This is a genomic window from Dorea sp. AF36-15AT, assembly GCF_003477705.1.
Lineage (GTDB): Bacteria > Bacillota > Clostridia > Lachnospirales > Lachnospiraceae > Claveliimonas > Claveliimonas ammoniilytica.
This window is the reverse complement of record NZ_QUDV01000002.1, coordinates 265134-283593: the sequence shown is the minus strand read 5'-3', so window position 1 is coordinate 283593 and position 18460 is coordinate 265134. Positions and strand designations below refer to the sequence as shown.

The window sequence follows — 18460 nt, the reverse complement described above, 5'->3', positions numbered from 1 at the left end:
GTTCTAGTTTTCTTTGCCGTACGGCTAATTTTTTTGTTTTTAATATAATATATGCCGTACGGCTCTGTCAAGCCTAGATAAACCACAACTCCTGTCTCGTCGTAGATATGGCTGTCGCCCCTGCTTTAAGTGCTGTCATGATATCTTCTTTATCATCAATCAGTCCACCCGCAATTACCGGAATATGCTGATGCTGCACAATTCTTTTAATCACCTTCGGCATAATCCCAGGTAGGATCTCGATGCAGTCCGGCTTGCTTGCCGCACTCTGGCGTCTGATATTTTCCAGCGAACGGGAATCCAGCACAAAAAAGCGATGCACTGCATACAATCCCAGTTCCTTCGCACGATTGATCTGTGCGGTCTTGGTGGATATAATACCATCTGCTCTGGTGTTGTGCCTGATAAAATCGACTGCAATCTCCCGTCCGTCAAATCCACTGACCAGATCCAGATGCACCATAGCAATCCGTCCTTCTGTTTTGACGCGCTCTACAATCTCGGATATATTACAGATATCTCCGAATAATATAAATATAATCTGACTGTCCGTCTCAAAGCTCTTTTCCAGACTCTCCATGTCCTTCACAGTAGCGATCACAGGGCAGTCCTCTATAATTTCTCGAAATGCATGATTCATTTATCATTCTCCAATCCGGCGAAAAAGAGTTCATAGAAATCATCCTCACCTAGTAATTTGGGCGAATTTTCTCCTCCGCCATTGGTGCTTCTGCGCATCGATGCATAAAAGTTCTCTCCGGCACAGATCAGATCCACCTCATAGATCTCATATCCAAATTCTCTGCAAATCCTGCAAAATGCGGAAATCGGATCTGCTTCCTCTCTGGACGCAAGAAATCTTGCCTTCCATTCCGGATTATGCGCTGTCTTATGCTGTAATTCATCCAGCATTCCTGCAATATCTGCCATTTATATCACACTCCATTATCATCATTAGCATCAGCTATCAACTTTATATTCGTTTATATTCGACCGCGTTACACTCCGACTTTCTTGCATATATCAGCAAGACAGCATCTGTCACAATGTGGTTTCGTTCTTGCCGTACAGACCTCCCGTCCATGATTTACAAGTCGGTGACAGAAATCACTGCCTTCCTCCGGCGGAATAATCTTCCATAATTCCATTTCCACCTTTTTCGGATCTTTAATACCATCTACCAGTCCCATTCGGTTCGTCAGACGGATGCAATGTGTATCCGTTACGATCGCCGGTTTGCCAAACACATCTCCCATGATCAGGTTCGCACTCTTTCTGCCGACTCCCGGGAGCTTCAATAATTTATCAAAATCGTCCGGCACATTACCGCCATATTCATCACGCAGGATCCGCATACAGGCACTGATGTCTCGCGCCTTGCTTTTCCCTAATCCACACGGCTTCACAATCGCCTCGATCTCTTCCGGCTCCGCTGCTGCCAGCGCATCCACCGTCGGATACTTAGCATATAGATCTTCTACCACAACATTCACTCTGGCATCGGTGCATTGTGCCGCCAACCGGACACTGACCAGCAGCTTCCATGCCTGATCATAGTCCAGCGTGCAGTCTGCATCCGGATATTCTTCTTTTAAACGCTGTATGATTTCCAGCGCCCGTTCTTTCTTCCTCATTGTCATCCTCCGATTATAAGCTTTTCGCCCATTATAACATTCTTTTATTCATAAAGAAAGATGCGTGCCAACTGAATGACACGCATCGGATATACTCTATTTTTCTTATTAGTGATGGAACAGACGGATGCCTGTAAATGCCATAACCATGTCGTATTTGTTACAGGTCTCGATTACATTGTCATCTCTGACAGATCCGCCCGGCTGAGCGATATATTTTACGCCACTCTTATGTGCACGCTCGATGTTATCGCCAAATGGAAAGAATGCATCAGATCCAAGTGCTACATCTGTCAGCTTGTCTAACCATGCGCGTTTCTCTTCCCTGGTAAATACTTCCGGCTTCTCTGAAAATGTGTTCGGCCATGCTTCATCGTTCAGCACATCCATGTATTCGTCGCCAATGTACAGATCGATCGCATTATCTCTGTCTGCACGGCGGATACCTTCCTTAAATGGAAGATTCAGCACCTTCGGGCACTGTCTCAGCCACCAGTTATCAGCCTTCTGACCAGCCAGTCGTGTACAGTGGATACGTGACTGCTGTCCGGCACCGATACCGATTGCCTGTCCATCTTTCACATAGCATACAGAGTTGGACTGTGTATACTTCAGTGTGATCATCGAAATCGCAAGATCAATCTTAGCCTGCTCAGTCATCTCTTTATTCTCTGTTACGATCTCATCGAAGAAATGCTCGTCAATATTCAGCTCATTTCTTCCCTGTTCAAATGTAATACCAAATACATCCTTGTGTTCCAGTGCAGCCGGTACATAATCCGGATCGATCTGGATCACATTGTAATTGCCGTTCTTTTTCTGTTTCAGAATCTCAAGTGCCTCCGGCTCATATCCCGGTGCGATCACACCGTCCGAAACCTCTCTCTTGATCAGTCTGGCTGTATCTACATCACAGACATCTGACAGAGAAATAAAATCACCGAAGGAAGACATACGGTCGGCACCTCTGGCTCTTGCATATGCACTGGCAAGCGGCGACAGCTCACCAAGGTCATCTACCCAGTAGATCTTCGCCAGTGTCTCAGAAAGCGGAAGTCCCACTGCAGCACCTGCCGGCGATACATGCTTGAAAGATGTAGCTGCCGGAAGTCCGGTTGCTTTCTTCAGCTCTTTTACAAGCTGCCATCCATTAAATGCATCCAGAAAATTGATATATCCAGGACGTCCACACAGCACCTTGATCGGGAGTTCGCTTCCGTCTGCCATATAGATTCTTGATGGTTTCTGATTCGGGTTACATCCGTATTTCAGTTCTAACTCTTTCATCCTTATCCGCTCCTTATTTATTTTTATTTACAATCTTTGACTCATAGTTACCTGTTGCAATATCAATATAACGCACAAACAGAGATACTTTATTATCCTCATTCAGACTGTTCCATAACAGATCTGTGAATGCATTCATATCATCCGGGATTGCCACAAGCTTCGGCTCTCCCTCAAAGCTTGGCAACGGATTACCATCATGCATATAAGTATGGATAAAATGTCCTTCTCCCGCTTTTGCATTCTCATATGCAAATGTATAACGGTTACAGCTTGACGGATCACCGTTATTACTCTTGAGGATAGACATTGCGTAGTTATATCTTCCATTCTCAACGTGCATAACTCCGGAAATACGAGGTGTGTAATTCGGTCCGTCCGGCTCAAATTCTCTGCTTCTCAGTGACTGTTCAAAAGTCAGCTGCTTGTCCATGCCCTCGTAGATCGTATCTGTCTGATCTCCATTTGTCACGATCGTCTTATTGCCAAGCACACGTACCGGCGCATAGATAATCAGGCTTGGATCTGTCAGCTTGGACTCGTCAAATGCCTGTGTGCGGATGCCTTCTCCGTCTTCTACAAAAATACGGTTACGGCTGTTCTCGCTTCTTCCCATAATAAAGTAAGCTGTTACCGCTTTTGTGCCATCAGCACTCTTTCCAATGATAATTCCTCTTCCAGGATATGCATTTTCCTTCAGTTCCTTCTCAATTGACAACATTTCCATGAATCCTTCTCCTTTTACTGAACAATTAGATACAGTATCATTATATAGAACTATGGCTGTCATTTCCAGTAGCTGACTGTTTATTTATCCTTGGAGCTATTTATAATCACTGCTTATAGAGCATCGCCATTTTTCTGTTCTTCTCCGTAATGTTTACTCAATGAAAAGCCTCGTCCGCGCACTTCTGTAACCCTGCTAACAATCATAAATGCCTCCGGATCGATCTGTCTGATCAGCTTCTCTACCTGTGGAAGTTCACGATTCGATACAATACTCAGCACGATCTGAGTTCGTTCCTGACGGTATCCGCCTTCACCATAAAGCATCGTCACACCCCGGTCCACCTGAGCCAGTATCGCCTGTCGTATCTCTTCCACCTGACTGCTGATGATCTTAACCTCCGTCTTCGTACTTCCCATCATCAGCACTTTATCCAGCACGGTCGTATACACAAGTACAAGAAGGATCCCATATAGTACTCTTTCCGGCGGATTATAGATTACCTGCATGACCAGTATCAGCATATCAAATGCATTCAGGCTCACAGATACCGGAATCCTGAAATACTTATGCAATACCAGCGGCGGAATGTCCATACCTCCTGTAGATGCACCTGTACGAATAACCACGCCAAGTCCTATACCGACACCAAGTCCGGCAAAAATTGTATTCAGCATGGCATTCTCCGTAATCACATAATTCCCGAAAATTCGGTTGGCTGCTTCCAATGCGATTGGATACGTAAAAGAACTTATCACCGTAGTCAGTGCAAACTTTTTACCAAGAAATGCTACTCCGACTAATAGCATTATAATATTGAACACCAGTACAAATCCGGAAATGGACAATCCTGTAAAATGGTTCACCACCAGACCGATACCAGTCGTGCCTCCTGTCATCAGATTGCCCGGCAGCAAAAACAGCCTGACCACAAGTGCATATAATACATTTCCAAAAATCACCGTCGCAACCGTACTTATCCGTTTTAAATATATGTTTTCCATAAAAACCTCCGAATATTTTTGTTAAAAAATGCTATACAACAAAAACACGCCTGTCAGAGAATTTTCCCTAACAGACGTGGATCAAGGCATCGCCTAATACAGTGCTATTATACTTGTATATGTGCAATAATTCAAGAGATCTTTCCTTATTCATCCAATTCTAACTCATGCGGATACAGAATATCTTTTTCTTTGATAATGATGGTTCCGACACCTGCTTTGCTGAAAAATTCCAGAATCAGTGCGTGTGGTATACGTCCATCTACCAGATGTACACGGTTTACCCCCTGTTCGACTGCACGGAATCCACGTTCTACTCTGCTTATCACACCTTCTGTCACTTTTCCCTCATCCAGCAGCTGATGGACTTCATCTACGGTAAGTCTCGGATACACCTTAGTGCGTTCTACATCCTTCCAGATACCTCTGTGGGATGACAGATAGACTAACTTGTCCGCCTTTAAGCCGACTGCTACTTCTAATGATGCATCTTTCGGATCAATCAATTCATATTCATTATCAATGTCATTCGGTACGATAACCGGGATAAAATCATTATCTAATGCCATATGCAGCGTATCCAGATCCATGCCGCAGATACCGATGGCTTTCACACCGCACAGCTCAATCAGCTTGGCAATCCTTTTATTCTCACGAAACTTGTCCGCTCCCATCGGCGTATCATGTACTACAACCGGCCGCATGCCAACCGTCTTGAGCAGTGCAATATCTTTCATCAGTGTCTGCTCATCAATCGGGCTTAAATACTTACGGCAGCCATACTCGATTACCACAATTTTGTCACTGAAATCCCGGATATACGGTAATGCCTGTATCAGGAACTCTGCCTTTGGTTCTACCTGATCATATAATTTCTGATCCATAGTGTCTTATTTTCTCCTTTATCTTATTCTTTATATCCTAGAATTTACGAATCGTATCTTCTTCGCTTTCTCCTGTTTTATCTATCTTTTTGATCACTACATAATATCCGGCTCCCGGCTGTACTTCGATATACACCCTGTCACCTTCTTTGTGTCCAAGCAGTGCCTTTCCCATCGGTGATTCAATGCTGATGCGTCCATTCAGTGAACTCCCCCTAACCGAGGTTACCAGCTTATATACTTCCGTCTCATCGTCATCCTCACAGTAAAGAGTTACCGTATTGTTGATACCCACTTCATTATCCGCAGATGAATCATCGATTACTTCCGCAGTCTTCAGCATACGCTCCAGATAACGGATACGGCTCTCATTCTGATTTTTATCTTTTTTTGCCGCATGATATTCAAAATTCTCGCTCAGATCACCGTGCGCTCTGGCTTCTTTGACCGCCTCGATCGCATTCTTTCTGACCACAAGCTTCCGATATTCGATCTCTTCCTGTATCTTTTCTACATCACTTTTTGTCAATTGCTCCCTCATGATTACTCCCTCTTTTCTTATATCTGCTGTTATCCCCCTGTTCATACACTTACTTAATGTTAGCACAGTTTCATGTGGAATAAAAGCGCGAATCCCCATAAAACAGCAGTTAAAAAGAGTGCACCTTTCGAAGCACTCTTCTGTGTCTATTCTACATTTTTCAATGCATCTGTCATCGGGATCCGTTTCACCTTCCGTATCTGAAAAAACGCTACCAGTGCATAAGCTATCACTCCTGCCGCAAACATTTTCACAAAGGTAATCTCTGGTACATAATATGGCAGCCATCCGGAAAACTGAGCAAATGCAGCTTTACATATCTCCTCAATCGTAATATTTGCCAACGGAATTGTAAGGATCAACGACAATACTACTACAATGGTCGTTGCTGTGATATACAAACGGTTAATTTCATGATTCGTATATCCCAGGATCTTTGCCATGGATATGGACTGGGCATTCTTTTCGATAATGATCTTGGACAACAGGTAAATGATAAGTACAAACATGATTACACCAAATCCCTGGAATAATACCATCATATTTCCCATAGATACTTCCAGCTGTCTGCATGTCTTATCCAGATCGTCTTTGGTCATGACCGTCGATATCATTTCATCACTGATATCCGTAATCTTCTTATCAGCGAAATATCCGTTAAAGTATCCTTCCTGTTTATTGAATACTTTATTATACTGATCCTGTTCCATAAAGACTGCAATGGATGCCGGATATGTATAAATTCCCGCTATCTTAAATGTATAATCGTTATCATCATACGGCTCATCCAGTGTAACACTGTCACCCACATGTATATTGTGTTTTTCCGCAAATGCATTGGATATATAAATATCATCCGGATTCTGGAATTCAATGTCCACATACGCACTGCCCGGGCTGACTCCATATACCATAACATCTTCGCTTTTCAGCTTGCCTTCCTGTGTCTTTAATGTATTTATGCTGTATTTTTCTGCACCTTTTGTGGACGTAGCCAACAGTGAATCTGTATAAAATTTATATAACACATTGGTCATCGTGCCATCCGGTGCATCTGAGAATTCTTCACTATCCATATCCTGAAGCACATACTGATATTTACATAGCATGCTATGTGTTATATCCTGTTCAAAGTGAGCTAAGAGCGGACTGAACATCAAGCCGAATAACAGGATCAGATTGGCAAAAAATACACCGACAAATATCGTAATATAGTTCGGTACATTCTGGAAAATGATTCTGAACCGGAATCTTGTAACAAAATGAATCCGACTGCTCAGATGTACGATCTTTTTCTTTTTTCGTCTGCTGAGATCTCTCCGCATAAATTTGAGCGGTGACATCGACAGCTTGCTGCGCAAGGTCACGTAGTTGATCAACATCAGGATCAGGATCGGAACCAATGTTGTTTTGATAAACGCATCTGCACTCCATATAGTCACATAGGTCGGCAGACTGTAACTGCCGTAATACATGGCAGCCATATAACCTTTCAGTACAGTATAGCCCAGTATATTTCCGACTACTGCCGCAGCTAACATCACGATCACCGGCATCGTCATATAATGCCGGATCAGTTCTCGTTTTGTATATCCGGATGCCCGAAGTGTACCGATAACAGTCGCTTCTTTGGATATCGTATTACTGGTAGTAATCGCAAATACGAATGCAATAATTGCTACTACGATATACAGAAAAGCAGTAAACATCGCACTGTCTCCTCCCATATCGTCACCCGTAAATATAATTGCCTGATTGACGAATTCCGGAATATAATTCACAATCGTTCCTCTTTTTGCCAGTTTTTTCAGAAAATCTTCTCCCATTGTCTTGGCTTCTGTATCATTTTTCGGTGGATCATTATATTTCCAGGCATAACTATAGTGAATATGTGTGTCGTCTAATGTAGCAAAGCCATCTTCTGTCATAATTGCTACCCCGAATTTGGTTGCATCAAACATCATATCCGATGTATTGGAAAACAAAGCGCTGTAGTCAGACAAGGCTACAAGTCCGGTGATTTTTAATGACTGCTTACCGACTTTCAGATCATCTCCAACCTTCAATTCATTATTATCTGCATACATACGGTCAATTGCGATCTCATCTGCCTTCTCCGGCATCTTTCCCTGCATCAGACAAACCTTATCAACATCTGTACGAGGTTTGAAGATTCGAATCGTACTGTCTACATCTTTCGTCTCTTCTTCAATATAATAATTCGGATATACAGTTACGCCATCCTGTTCGATTTTCTGCAGCGTACCATCTGACGCTTCTTCATCCAGTTCAAAATTACCATCTTCGATATTATACTTTTCAAAGCTCTGTTCATATGCCTTAAGCATACTTCCATCGGCCACCAGAAACCCGGACACCAGCGCGATCATCCCTGCCAGAAAAATAAACAGTACAAGATATTTACCAAATTCGCTTTTCAGTTCTCGCGGAAGCCTTTTATTCAGTGGATTCTTCATCGCTCACCACCTACCATTCCAGATCCATTGCAGGTATCTTGTGCTCATTCATATAATTCTTGCGGATCACTCCATCACGAAGTTTTACAACCCGGTCAGCCATATGCTCAATTTCCCCATTATGGGTAACCATCACGACCGTATTACCGTATTTCTTATTCACATCTTCGATCAGCTGTAATATTTCCTTGGATGTATGGTAATCCAGCGCACCTGTAGGCTCATCACACAACAGAATATCCGGATTTTTCACAATTGCTCTTCCAATTGCGGTACGCTGCTGCTGTCCTCCTGATAGCTGATTCGGTAATTTATTCCGGTGTTCATACAATCCAAGCGTCTTCATCAGATCATCGACATCCAGCGGATTGTCACTTAAGTATGCACCAACTTCTATATTTTCCCGGATACTCAGATTCGGGATCAGATTATACATCTGAAACACATATCCCAAATGCTTTCTCCGATATAAAGTCAGTTCTTTCTCTGACATATCACCCGTCCGTTCCCCATCGATAGCAATGTATCCGTCATCTGCCTGATCAATACCCCCCAGGATATTCAACAGCGTAGACTTACCCGATCCTGACGGTCCCAGAAGCACGCATATCTCTCCTTTTTCCATACTCACATCAATGCCTTTCAGCACATTTACACGACTTTCTCCATCACCAAAATGCTTTGTAATTCCTTTGATCTCTAAAAACATAACTCTTCCTCTCCGCCAATTAGTTGCAACTAACTATGCATCAAAAATCGAATAGGCCGACACCTACTCGACGTGCAATCAATGTCATCTCGCCTGTCGGCTCGCTGAACATTGGCCGCCATATAGAAATTCGTGCAAGCACGATTTCTGCGTAGCGGCTTATTGCACAAAAAGGTGGTTAGTACCTACTAACCACCTTTATCATATACAATCTGATACCAAATTGCAAGTCTTTTCATTATGTCCCAGTTTTATTCACATTTCTAAATTCCTAGTTCTGCTTTTTCAGATCAGCATTAAAAATGTCTCTGTCAAGCAGCTTATTCTGGTGTGCTATGATTGTCGTACACACAGCATCTCCGGTAATATTAACTGCCGTACGGCTCATATCCAGAATACGGTCGATTCCCATGATCAGACCGATTGCTTCTACCGGGAGTCCTACCGATGCAAATACCATCGACAGCGTTACCAGACCGACTGACGGCACGCCCGCAGTTCCGACTGAAGCAAGCGTCGCGGTCAGGATAACGGTTGCATAGTCTGCCGGTTTCAGCACAATTCCATACGCCTGTGCCGCAAATACAACCGCCACACCCTGCATGATCGCTGTTCCGTCCATATTAATGGTTGCTCCTAACGGAATGGTAAAAGAGCTTACCTTTCTGGATACTCCAAGCTTCTCATCCAGCGTCTCAATAGACAACGGAATCGTTGCGTTTGACGTTGCTGTTGAAAATGCAAAGCTCATAACCGGAGCAAATTTCTTCAGGAACTTCATTGGATTCAGACCAGTCAATACCTTCATCAAAATCTGATATACGCCAAAGCATTGGATTGCAAGCGCCAACAATACGCCGATCATGTATTTTGCGAGTGGCAAAAATGCACTGAACCCAATTCCGGAAAATGTCTTTGCAATAAGGCAGAATACGCCGATCGGAGCTGCAAGCATGACCGTGCTTGTCATTTCCATCATCACATCATTAAACTGAGAGAAGAAATTAGCCACCGTATCCACACGTTCTCCAAGCTTTGCGATCAGAATTCCCACAAACAACGCAAATACGATAACCTGCAGCATTTCTCCGTTTGCCAGTGCTGCGATTGGGTTCTCCGGAATGATATTCAGGATTGTATCTGCGGTACTGACCGCCTCTGCCGTCGATGTCTCAACAGCTTCCATTCCTGAAATATCCAGACCAATACCCGGATTGATCAAATGTCCTACAGCAAGGGCCACGCTGATCGCAAGGGCTGTAGTCACCAGATAAAACAGTAACGCCTTCACACCAATCTTTCCAAGACTTTTCGTATCACCCATTGCCATACTTCCGCATACCAATGAACAAAATACCAGTGGAACTACCAACATTTTCATCAAACGGATAAATCCATTACCAACTACGTAGAATATCCCATTTACAAATACAGTATCTTTCACATAGCCAGACGGTACAACGTAATGCATGAGTACACCACACAGACATCCCAGAATCAATGCTGCAAATATCTGCGTCGTGAGACTGATTTTTTTCTTTTTCTCTTTCACTGTCTTTCTCCTTATCTCATTTCTTTCAAGAATTCCTGCAGGCTCTCTTTCCAGTCTGCCGGCTCTTCCAGTCCGCAGATACGCAGCATCATGTTATCTAAGAGTGAGTACACCGGACGCACATGCTTCTGTCCTGCTGTCTCTTTCACCTCGATATCTTTTCCAGTCAGTTCTTTTAACTTAACTGCATACTCATAACGGCTGACCGGACCTCCGGTACACACAATATGGAAAATACCATAATTCGTACCGTCTATCAGATTCATAATCACTTTCGCCAGTTCTTTTGCACTGGTTGGTACTGCGCATTCATCAGAAGCCACTTCAATCCTGCCATCTGCCTCCAGAAATTCATGCACAAAATCCGCGCCTGTTCCATACACCCAGGATGAACGGATAATGATATGTCTGGTACACAGACTACTGACCATCTGCTCGCCTGCAAGCTTGGACTTGCCATAAATTGATCTCGGCACCGGATTATCGAATTCGTTATATGGAACTTCGCTGTCACCATCAAACACATCATCCGTAGACATCTGAACCAGCTTGGCACCCAGACGTTCTGCTGCGGTCGCAAGATTTCTTGCACCAATTGCATTCACCTTATACGCTTCTTCCGTATTTGCTTCACATTCTGACGGATTTGTCAATGCTGCACAGTTGATAATAACCGTCGGTCGATTCATTTCTGCATAGAGACGCACTGCGTCCATATCTGTCACATCGACATCTTCTTTATTCGTACACAGTACATGATATCCGTGTTCCGGAAGTACTTTATGGAGCGCTGTTCCTACATGACCATCTGCTCCCGTAATCCAAATCATATTTTTCGACATAATCTTTCTCCTTTTACGAACTCAGAAAAGTCCAAACAACACAAATACGATTGATCTCATGTTTTGCTGTCTGAACTTTTATAAATGTTACTATTATTATCTTTTCAATTAAAAGATGCCAAGTAATTTACTGTATTCCGTAAGTGCTCCATCTGTCTCTTTTGCAAGCACTTTCTTTGCAAGCACCTTGCCGAGCTGAACACCTTCCTGATCAAAACTGTTGATGTTCCATACAAATCCCTGGAACATTACTTTATTTTCAAAATGTGCAAGCAGTGTTCCCAGTGTCTCCGGGTTCAGCTGATCACCTACGATGATACTTGATGGTCTTCCGCCCTCAAAGTATTTGTTACGGTTCTCATCATCCTTACCGCAGGCAAATGCCATGATCTGAGCTGCTACATTTGCACAGAGTTTCTGCTGGCTCGTACTTCCCTGGATCACTACATCATTGTCCATCTGATTATGCTTAAATCCCACAAATTGAAGCGGAATAATTCCTGTTCCCTGATGCAGAAGCTGGTAGAACGAATGCTGACCATTTGTTCCAGGCTCACCGAAAATCGCCGGTCCTGTCACATAATCAATCTTTTCTCCAAAACGGTTCACACTCTTACCGTTAGACTCCATATCCAACTGCTGTAAGTGTGCCGGAAAACGGCTTAATCCCTGCGAATAAGGAAGCACTGCTGTAGAACTGTATCCAAGGAAATTACGCTCGTAAACGCCGATCAATGCATCTAACATTGCCGGGTTCTTCTTAATGTCTGCATTCTTTGCAAGCTCATCTTCCTCTGCACATCCCTTCAAAATTCGTCCGAATACTTCCGGTCCAAACGCCAGTGAAAGGATCACGCCACCAACAGCTGATGTAGAGGAATATCTTCCTCCGATAAAGTCATCCATATAGAAAGAATCGAGATAGTCTGCATTACCCGCGAGTGGTGAAGTCTCACTTGTAACGGCAACCATGTGCTTAGACGGATCAAGTCCTGCACTTGTAAGCGCATTTTTAACAAATGCTTCATTTGTCAATGTCTCAAGAGTTGTTCCTGACTTTGACACAAGTACAAAAATTGAATGAGCAACATCAATAGATGCAAGCACTGCTGATGCATCATCCGGATCAACATTGCTGATGAATCTGGCTTCCATCTTATGGGTGCCATTGACCTTTGCCCAGTTCTCAAGGCTTAAATATAACGCACGAGGGCCAAGGTCACTTCCGCCGATACCGATCTGTACTGCTGTAGTGAATTTCTCACCATTCTCATTCACAATCTCACCGGCATGTACTTTATTAGCAAATTCAGCCGCTCTTGTCTGCTGGGCAACATAGAATTCTCTCTTATTAATACCATCAGCCACAACATCATCACCAAGCTGTCCACGTGTCAGCTGATGAAGAACCAGTCTCTTTTCACCTGTGTTAATTACAGCACCGTTGTACAATGCTTTATATTTATCTGCAAGTTCTGCCTCATCAGCGAGCTCCTGCAAAACTTCAAGTAATTTATCATCAACCTGCTTAGCAGCATAACAATATGTCATTCCGCCGGCCATCGGCATCTGATATTCTTTTACACGTTTTGCACCATTCTCTCCGGCCATGAGTTCTTTTACATTGACAGGTTCTTTCATTGCTTCAAGTTTTTTATAAGACTCAAGCAAGTCAAAATTCTTCCATTCCATCTTAATCATTCCCTTCTTTCAAATGCTCTAAGTTCTTTTATAGTATACTAAAATCTCTAACGTTTTTCAACGAATGGTTAAATATATCCCTGAGTAAACATCACATCAAAAATTGTCCCCCCGGACGGATTGGCTCTGACCGTAATACTGCCATCATGTACTCGCACGATTTCCCGTACCAGCGCAAGTCCAAGTCCTACACCGCCAAGCTCCCTGCTTCTGGATTTATCCACACGAAAGAACGGTTCAAACACGCGCTCTCTTAGATCTTCAGGAATTCCGCTTCCCGTATCCTCTACTGACAGATAAATATGTTTTTCCTTCTGGTATGCTGTTACTGTAACCTGTCCGTCCAAATGATTATATTTTATAGCATTTTCAACAAGATTGTATACCAGCCTGTAAATAAGGATATCACTTCCAATCATCGTTATATCCTTACATTTCCCAATCAGTTTTATATTCTTTTCCTGTGCGAGCGGTTCCAGATCCTCCAATACTTCATCAATAAGAGCGTCAACTATAATTTTTTCATCCCGCCCTACTGTCTGAAGCTCGCTCATATCAAGCAGCGTCTTTACCATTTTGCTGAGTCTGTCATTCTGTTCCGTAACCATCTTTATCGTCTGTAATGTGTCTGCATCCTGATCCGGATGTCGGGTGGAATTGTATAGATCAAGCTGTACCTGCATCAGAGATAATGGGGTTCGAAGCTCATGTGCCGCATTTGCAGTAAATTGTCTCTGTATCTCAAATGCATCTGAGAGTCGTTCAAGCATCTTGTTATATGAAACACTAAGCTGATTCAGCTCTTTAATCTTATTTTCTTCTATTCGTGAAGCTGCCAGATTTTGTGCCTGTACCTCTTCGATTTTATCTGAAAACTCATTGATTGGTCTGAGTGCATGCCCACTTATAAAATATGTAGCTACCCCTCCAAGAAGAGCCAGTAAGGCTGAAATAATCAAACTGTTTCTTTTGTAGTCTACCTTATTATTGTACACCTGAACAGAAAAATCATTTGCAAACTCATCCCACTTATCCTCCGGAATGCTGATGTATATTTCTTCTGAATCCCCCTCTTTATCATCTTCCCGGGCATCAACGGCCTCTTGCAGCGAATCCATATAATACACACCATTTTTATAAATAAACATCGTCAGACAGCCACATATGATCGCAATGCATAATGTAGTTATGCAGGTAAGCCTCCATTGCAGTGACATTCGTTTCATTGATCGGACTCCTCTCTTATTTTATATCCTTCTCCTACCTTGTTCATAATCGGATCATATCCAAGCACTGACTTAAGCTTTCTTCGCAGCGAAGACATATGTACTCTGATAGCTCCACTAAAACTATCTGCAGATGCATCCCAGACATGCTCCATCAATTCCTCCTGACTTACCGGTCTTCCCAGATTAAGAAGTAAATATTCCAAAATACCCTTTTCTTTTCTTGTCAGAGAAATCATTTCCCCTTTTGCATATGCCTCACGCTTTATCGTATTGAATTCTATCTCGCCGCTTTCCAGGCATACATCCTTCTGCACAAATTTCCTTCTTGTCAGACTTCTGATACGTGCCTCAAGTTCCTGCAGGTGGAATGGTTTTTCCATATAATCATTTGCCCCTGCATCCAGTCCTTCAACTTTATCCGCAATCTGCCCCCTTGCAGATAATATAAGAACCTTTGTCTCCTCATTCATCTGCCGATGTTCCTTTAGGATCTCCATCCCATCCATGCCGGGCAGATTCAGATCCAGAACAATCAAATCATAATTCTCTGCCAGAATGCATTCAAGAGCATCCTCTCCGTCATAACAGGTATCCACCTCGTACCCAATATCATACATTCTTTTTGCAACCGTATCACATATTTGTTTCTCGTCTTCAACTATTAATAATCTCAAGATTCTTTCACCTGTTTCTTAACAATAATTTTACACCAGCTATTGTATAATACCAATGTCAGCTGGTCAACAAATACAACAAACGAAAGGAGTAATAAAAACTTGAAATGCAAAAAATCATCTCAAATTGTTTTGCTCATCACAGGTATAACTATGGTTAGCTATGGTGTAGTCAGGGGTGAAGCAGCTGTCGTGCTTGGTAAAGCAATAAAACTATGTCTGGAGTGTGTCGGAATTGGATAAGGAAAAGAATTTACTGTCAAAAAAAATAGCCGGAATACGCGGATGGATACAGGCAGGTGCCACACTGCTCACCAATATTCATATTCCCAATTTGTTTAAAGCAACCATATATCAGGGCAATGCTAAAACAGTATGTGTACCGGGATTAAACTGTTATTCCTGCCCTGCTGCAACAGGAGCATGCCCGATCGGAGCCTTTCAGGCGGTTGTCGGATCATCCAGCTTTAAATTTTCATACTATATAACCGGTTTTTTTATTTTACTCGGTGTGACACTTGGAAGATTTATATGTGGTTTTTTGTGCCCGTTTGGATGGTTTCAGGATTTGCTTCATAAAATCCCGGGGAAAAAAATTTCTACAGCCCGCCTGAAACCGCTAAGATACCTGAAATATATCATTCTTATTATTTTCGTTATACTTCTTCCGATGTTTGTAACGAACTCAATAGGAATGGGTGATCCATTCTTCTGTAAATACATTTGTCCACAAGGCGTTTTGGAAGGAGCTATACCTCTCTCTCTTGGAAATGCTGCTATACGGTCTGCACTGGGAACGCTTTTTTCTTTTAAATGCGTCATTCTAATTGCAGTTGTTGTGTTAAGTGTTATATTTTACAGACCCTTCTGTAAATGGATTTGTCCTCTTGGAGCAATCTATTCATTGTTTAATAAGGTAAGCTTTCTTTCGATCAAAGTTGAGAACAGCAAATGCATCGGTTGCGGACAATGTTCAACGGCATGCAAAATGGATGTCGATGTGTGTAAGACTCCAGACCATCCGGAATGCATACGGTGCGGAGCCTGTATAAAAGCTTGTCCGAAAGATGCCATCCACTATGAGTTTATGGGTAACCATTCATCTTAATACTATTATTTAAAGGAGCAATTATTCATGAAAACAAAAAGAACATTTATTTCTATTTTTACACTCTGCGTAGCATTATTACTTACAGCATGCAACGGAAACAAAACTTCAGACACTGAAACTTCTCAGAATACCCAGACTGAATCCAGCACAGACTCTTCTGACGATTCCAATACGAAACTGGATGATTTGTATCAGCAGGAAAACCAGCTCTTTGCGGATCATAAAGACGTATGGGACAAAGCATTTGGCATGATGAATAAAAGCGCTGCTGATCCAAACGGAAATTATGCGGATTATCTGGCTGACACAGTTGAATCAAACAAAGATTCTTTTACAGATGACGAACTGAAAATACTTACAGATGATATTGAAACGATACGAAAAATCGAGGAGCAGATCGCAGAACTCGAAAAGAAAAATGCCGCATCAGATAGCCAGAAAAACACTTCCGACGATGCATCTCCTTTTAAGAATTTTTCCGGCAAAGATTATGATGGCAATTCTGTTGATGAAAGCCTGTTTTCCAAAAATGCAGTAACTGTCGTTAATTTCTGGTTTACCGGCTGCAAACCTTGTGTTGCTGAGCTGTCTAAGCTTAACGAATTGAACGATGCCATTAAGGCAATGGGAGGCGAAGTAATAGGCATCAACACCGAAACCTTCGACGAAAATAAATCTGCCATTAAAGAAGCAGCATCCATTCTCGAAAGTCAGGGTGTCAAATATCGCAATCTCTCCATTGACTCTACTTCAGATGCAGGCAAATACGCCTCCGGTATTATGGCATTTCCTACAACAATACTAGTTGACAGAAACGGTAATATTGTGGGTGATCCTATGCTCGGTGGAATTGATAACCAGGATAACTATGATACTTTGATGAAACAGATTCAATCTGTAATTGATGCAGATAATACGAATAAATAATAGAGAAAAAGGAGCTGTCGTGAAGTGAACTGAACTGCTTCCCGTCAAGTAGACAATTGAAAAAATATAAATTTTTCCTGCCAGCAGAAATTTATCTGCTGGCAGTTTTTATGCAGCTTAAATCTTGAAAATCCTGTTTTTGATTTTGAATGACGAATATAAGTCATCAGGATGATACAGACCAAATCGTTCATAGATGCTGTCGAAACCCTCACCATTCTTCAAACTACCGGAGTAAACCTTGTTGTAATGGCTTCCTCTCACAGGCAATAGCCGCTCTTAATCAACTCAATCAAATATAATTTTATTCAATAAAACAAACTGAATTTGTCTCTTAATCCTTCAATTTCGATAAATCTTCTAAATACATTTCTGTATATCCACATTCTGGGCAAACTGCAACTCTAACATCATCTATAGTTGTCGCCTTTTGTTTTTCATCTACACGAACAACAATCCCATAACCACCGCCGCTAACTTTAAGTCTCAAATCCAATTTCATGCTTGCTCCGCACTTTTCACATTTTCTCATTGTATATACCTCCAAATCCGATTTGTCTATCTCATAAACCTGTCTTTTTATTTTTCAATCTGACCTCATAGTTGTTGTGATTTTTGCTGTATACTCGCTACATATCCACCAATTTACATCACATTTCTGGACGCCTCACAGAATCGAAAAGTAAAGAAAACCCCAGAAACACGCGGTTTCTGAGGTTTTATAAATCTTTTTACGTTCCAAACGATTATCGCTTGCTGAACTGTGGTGCTCTACGAGCTGCTTTGAGACCGTATTTCTTACGTTCTTTCATACGTGGATCACGTGTCAGGAATCCGGCTTTCTTAAGCACTGGTCTGTAATCAGCATCTGCCTCAAGAAGTGCTCTTGAAATACCATGGCGGATTGCTCCTGCCTGTCCTGTGTAACCGCCACCCTTTACGTTAACGATTACATCGAATTTACCTTCTGTATCTGTCAGTACTAATGGCTGACGAACGATAACTTTCAGAGTTTCAAGTCCAAGATACTCATCGATATCTCTTTTATTAATTGTAATCTTACCTGTTCCAGGTACAAGATATACTCTTGCGATTGATTTTTTTCTTCTTCCTGTTCCGTAGAATTTTGCTGTAGCCACTGTTATATCCTCCTTTCGACCT

General features: G+C 42.3%; 20 protein-coding genes. 3 read left to right on the top strand and 17 right to left on the bottom strand.

Annotated elements, in window-relative coordinates:
* Positions 1–73 precede the first annotated feature (73 nt).
* The 15 genes from DWZ93_RS05605 to DWZ93_RS05535 all read right to left on the bottom strand — a co-directional run bounded on the left by DWZ93_RS05605 (position 74) and on the right by DWZ93_RS05535 (position 15204).
* The gene (locus DWZ93_RS05605) at positions 74–640 is read right to left on the bottom strand and encodes a glycerol-3-phosphate responsive antiterminator (RefSeq protein WP_118382578.1); all 567 of its coding nucleotides are present in this window, start codon (positions 638–640) and stop codon (positions 74–76) included.
* Complete coding sequence (locus DWZ93_RS05600) at positions 637–930, bottom strand: hypothetical protein (RefSeq protein WP_118452218.1); 294 nt, start codon at positions 928–930, stop codon at positions 637–639. Before DWZ93_RS05600 ends, DWZ93_RS05605 begins: the two co-directional genes overlap by 4 nt.
* Before the next feature lie 68 nt (positions 931–998).
* Positions 999–1634: an endonuclease III domain-containing protein gene (locus tag DWZ93_RS05595; protein WP_118382576.1), complete on the bottom strand. Its 636-nt coding sequence runs from the start codon at positions 1632–1634 to the stop codon at positions 999–1001.
* Between the two features lie 108 nt (positions 1635–1742).
* A complete protein-coding gene (locus DWZ93_RS05590) occupies positions 1743–2921 on the bottom strand; it encodes a phosphoribosylaminoimidazolecarboxamide formyltransferase (protein WP_118382575.1) in 1179 nt (392 codons plus the stop codon).
* A gap of 13 nt (positions 2922–2934) precedes the next feature.
* Positions 2935–3648 carry an IMP cyclohydrolase gene (locus DWZ93_RS05585; protein ID WP_118382574.1) on the bottom strand — a complete coding sequence of 238 codons (714 nt, stop codon included), beginning with the start codon at positions 3646–3648 and terminating at the stop codon, positions 2935–2937.
* A 113-nt stretch (positions 3649–3761) separates the two neighbouring features.
* The gene (locus DWZ93_RS05580) at positions 3762–4652 is read right to left on the bottom strand and encodes a YitT family protein (protein WP_118452217.1); all 891 of its coding nucleotides are present in this window, start codon (positions 4650–4652) and stop codon (positions 3762–3764) included.
* Between the two features lie 146 nt (positions 4653–4798).
* Complete coding sequence (locus tag DWZ93_RS05575; RefSeq protein WP_118382566.1) at positions 4799–5536, bottom strand: amino acid kinase family protein; 738 nt, start codon at positions 5534–5536, stop codon at positions 4799–4801.
* Positions 5537–5573: 37 nt separating this feature from the next.
* Entirely contained in the window at positions 5574–6077 is a 504-nt protein-coding gene (greA, locus tag DWZ93_RS05570; RefSeq protein WP_118452216.1) for a transcription elongation factor GreA, read from the bottom strand.
* Positions 6078–6223: 146 nt separating this feature from the next.
* Positions 6224–8554 (bottom strand): ABC transporter permease, encoded by a 2331-nt coding sequence (locus DWZ93_RS05565; RefSeq protein ID WP_118452215.1) that lies wholly within the window; start codon positions 8552–8554, stop codon positions 6224–6226.
* Between the two features lie 10 nt (positions 8555–8564).
* Positions 8565–9263, bottom strand: coding sequence for an ABC transporter ATP-binding protein (locus DWZ93_RS05560; protein ID WP_118452214.1), 699 nt, complete (start codon positions 9261–9263; stop codon positions 8565–8567).
* 271 nt (positions 9264–9534) lie between these two features.
* Positions 9535–10815, bottom strand: coding sequence for a dicarboxylate/amino acid:cation symporter (locus tag DWZ93_RS05555; RefSeq protein ID WP_243061132.1), 1281 nt, complete (start codon positions 10813–10815; stop codon positions 9535–9537).
* An 11-nt stretch (positions 10816–10826) separates the two neighbouring features.
* Positions 10827–11657, bottom strand: coding sequence for a dTDP-4-dehydrorhamnose reductase (rfbD, locus tag DWZ93_RS05550; protein ID WP_118452212.1), 831 nt, complete (start codon positions 11655–11657; stop codon positions 10827–10829).
* A gap of 108 nt (positions 11658–11765) precedes the next feature.
* The gene (locus DWZ93_RS05545) at positions 11766–13349 is read right to left on the bottom strand and encodes a glucose-6-phosphate isomerase (RefSeq protein WP_118452211.1); all 1584 of its coding nucleotides are present in this window, start codon (positions 13347–13349) and stop codon (positions 11766–11768) included.
* Between the two features lie 77 nt (positions 13350–13426).
* Positions 13427–14584: a sensor histidine kinase gene (locus DWZ93_RS05540; protein WP_118382561.1), complete on the bottom strand. Its 1158-nt coding sequence runs from the start codon at positions 14582–14584 to the stop codon at positions 13427–13429.
* Positions 14581–15204, bottom strand: coding sequence for a response regulator transcription factor (locus tag DWZ93_RS05535; protein ID WP_243061144.1), 624 nt, complete (start codon positions 15202–15204; stop codon positions 14581–14583). The genes DWZ93_RS05540 and DWZ93_RS05535 overlap by 4 nt, the downstream gene beginning before the upstream one ends.
* Before the next feature lie 159 nt (positions 15205–15363).
* Here DWZ93_RS05535 and DWZ93_RS15220 point away from each other — a divergent pair, with 159 nt between their 5' ends.
* Genes DWZ93_RS15220 through DWZ93_RS05520 form a run of 3 tightly spaced genes read left to right on the top strand, consistent with a single transcriptional unit; the run spans position 15364 to position 17299 of the window.
* A complete protein-coding gene (locus tag DWZ93_RS15220; RefSeq protein ID WP_118452209.1) occupies positions 15364–15504 on the top strand; it encodes a CD1871A family CXXC motif-containing protein in 141 nt (46 codons plus the stop codon).
* Entirely contained in the window at positions 15497–16369 is an 873-nt protein-coding gene (locus tag DWZ93_RS05525) for a 4Fe-4S binding protein (protein WP_118452208.1), read from the top strand. Before DWZ93_RS15220 ends, DWZ93_RS05525 begins: the two co-directional genes overlap by 8 nt.
* A gap of 27 nt (positions 16370–16396) precedes the next feature.
* Positions 16397–17299, top strand: a complete 903-nt coding sequence (locus DWZ93_RS05520) for a TlpA disulfide reductase family protein (protein ID WP_118452207.1) — start codon at positions 16397–16399, stop codon at positions 17297–17299.
* Positions 17300–17633: 334 nt separating this feature from the next.
* Here DWZ93_RS05520 and DWZ93_RS05515 read toward each other — a convergent pair whose 3' ends face one another.
* Positions 17634–17831, bottom strand: a complete 198-nt coding sequence (locus DWZ93_RS05515) for a zinc ribbon domain-containing protein (protein ID WP_118452206.1) — start codon at positions 17829–17831, stop codon at positions 17634–17636.
* 214 nt (positions 17832–18045) lie between these two features.
* The gene (gene rpsI / locus DWZ93_RS05510; protein WP_118382538.1) at positions 18046–18438 is read right to left on the bottom strand and encodes a 30S ribosomal protein S9; all 393 of its coding nucleotides are present in this window, start codon (positions 18436–18438) and stop codon (positions 18046–18048) included.
* Positions 18439–18460: the final 22 nt, after the last annotated feature.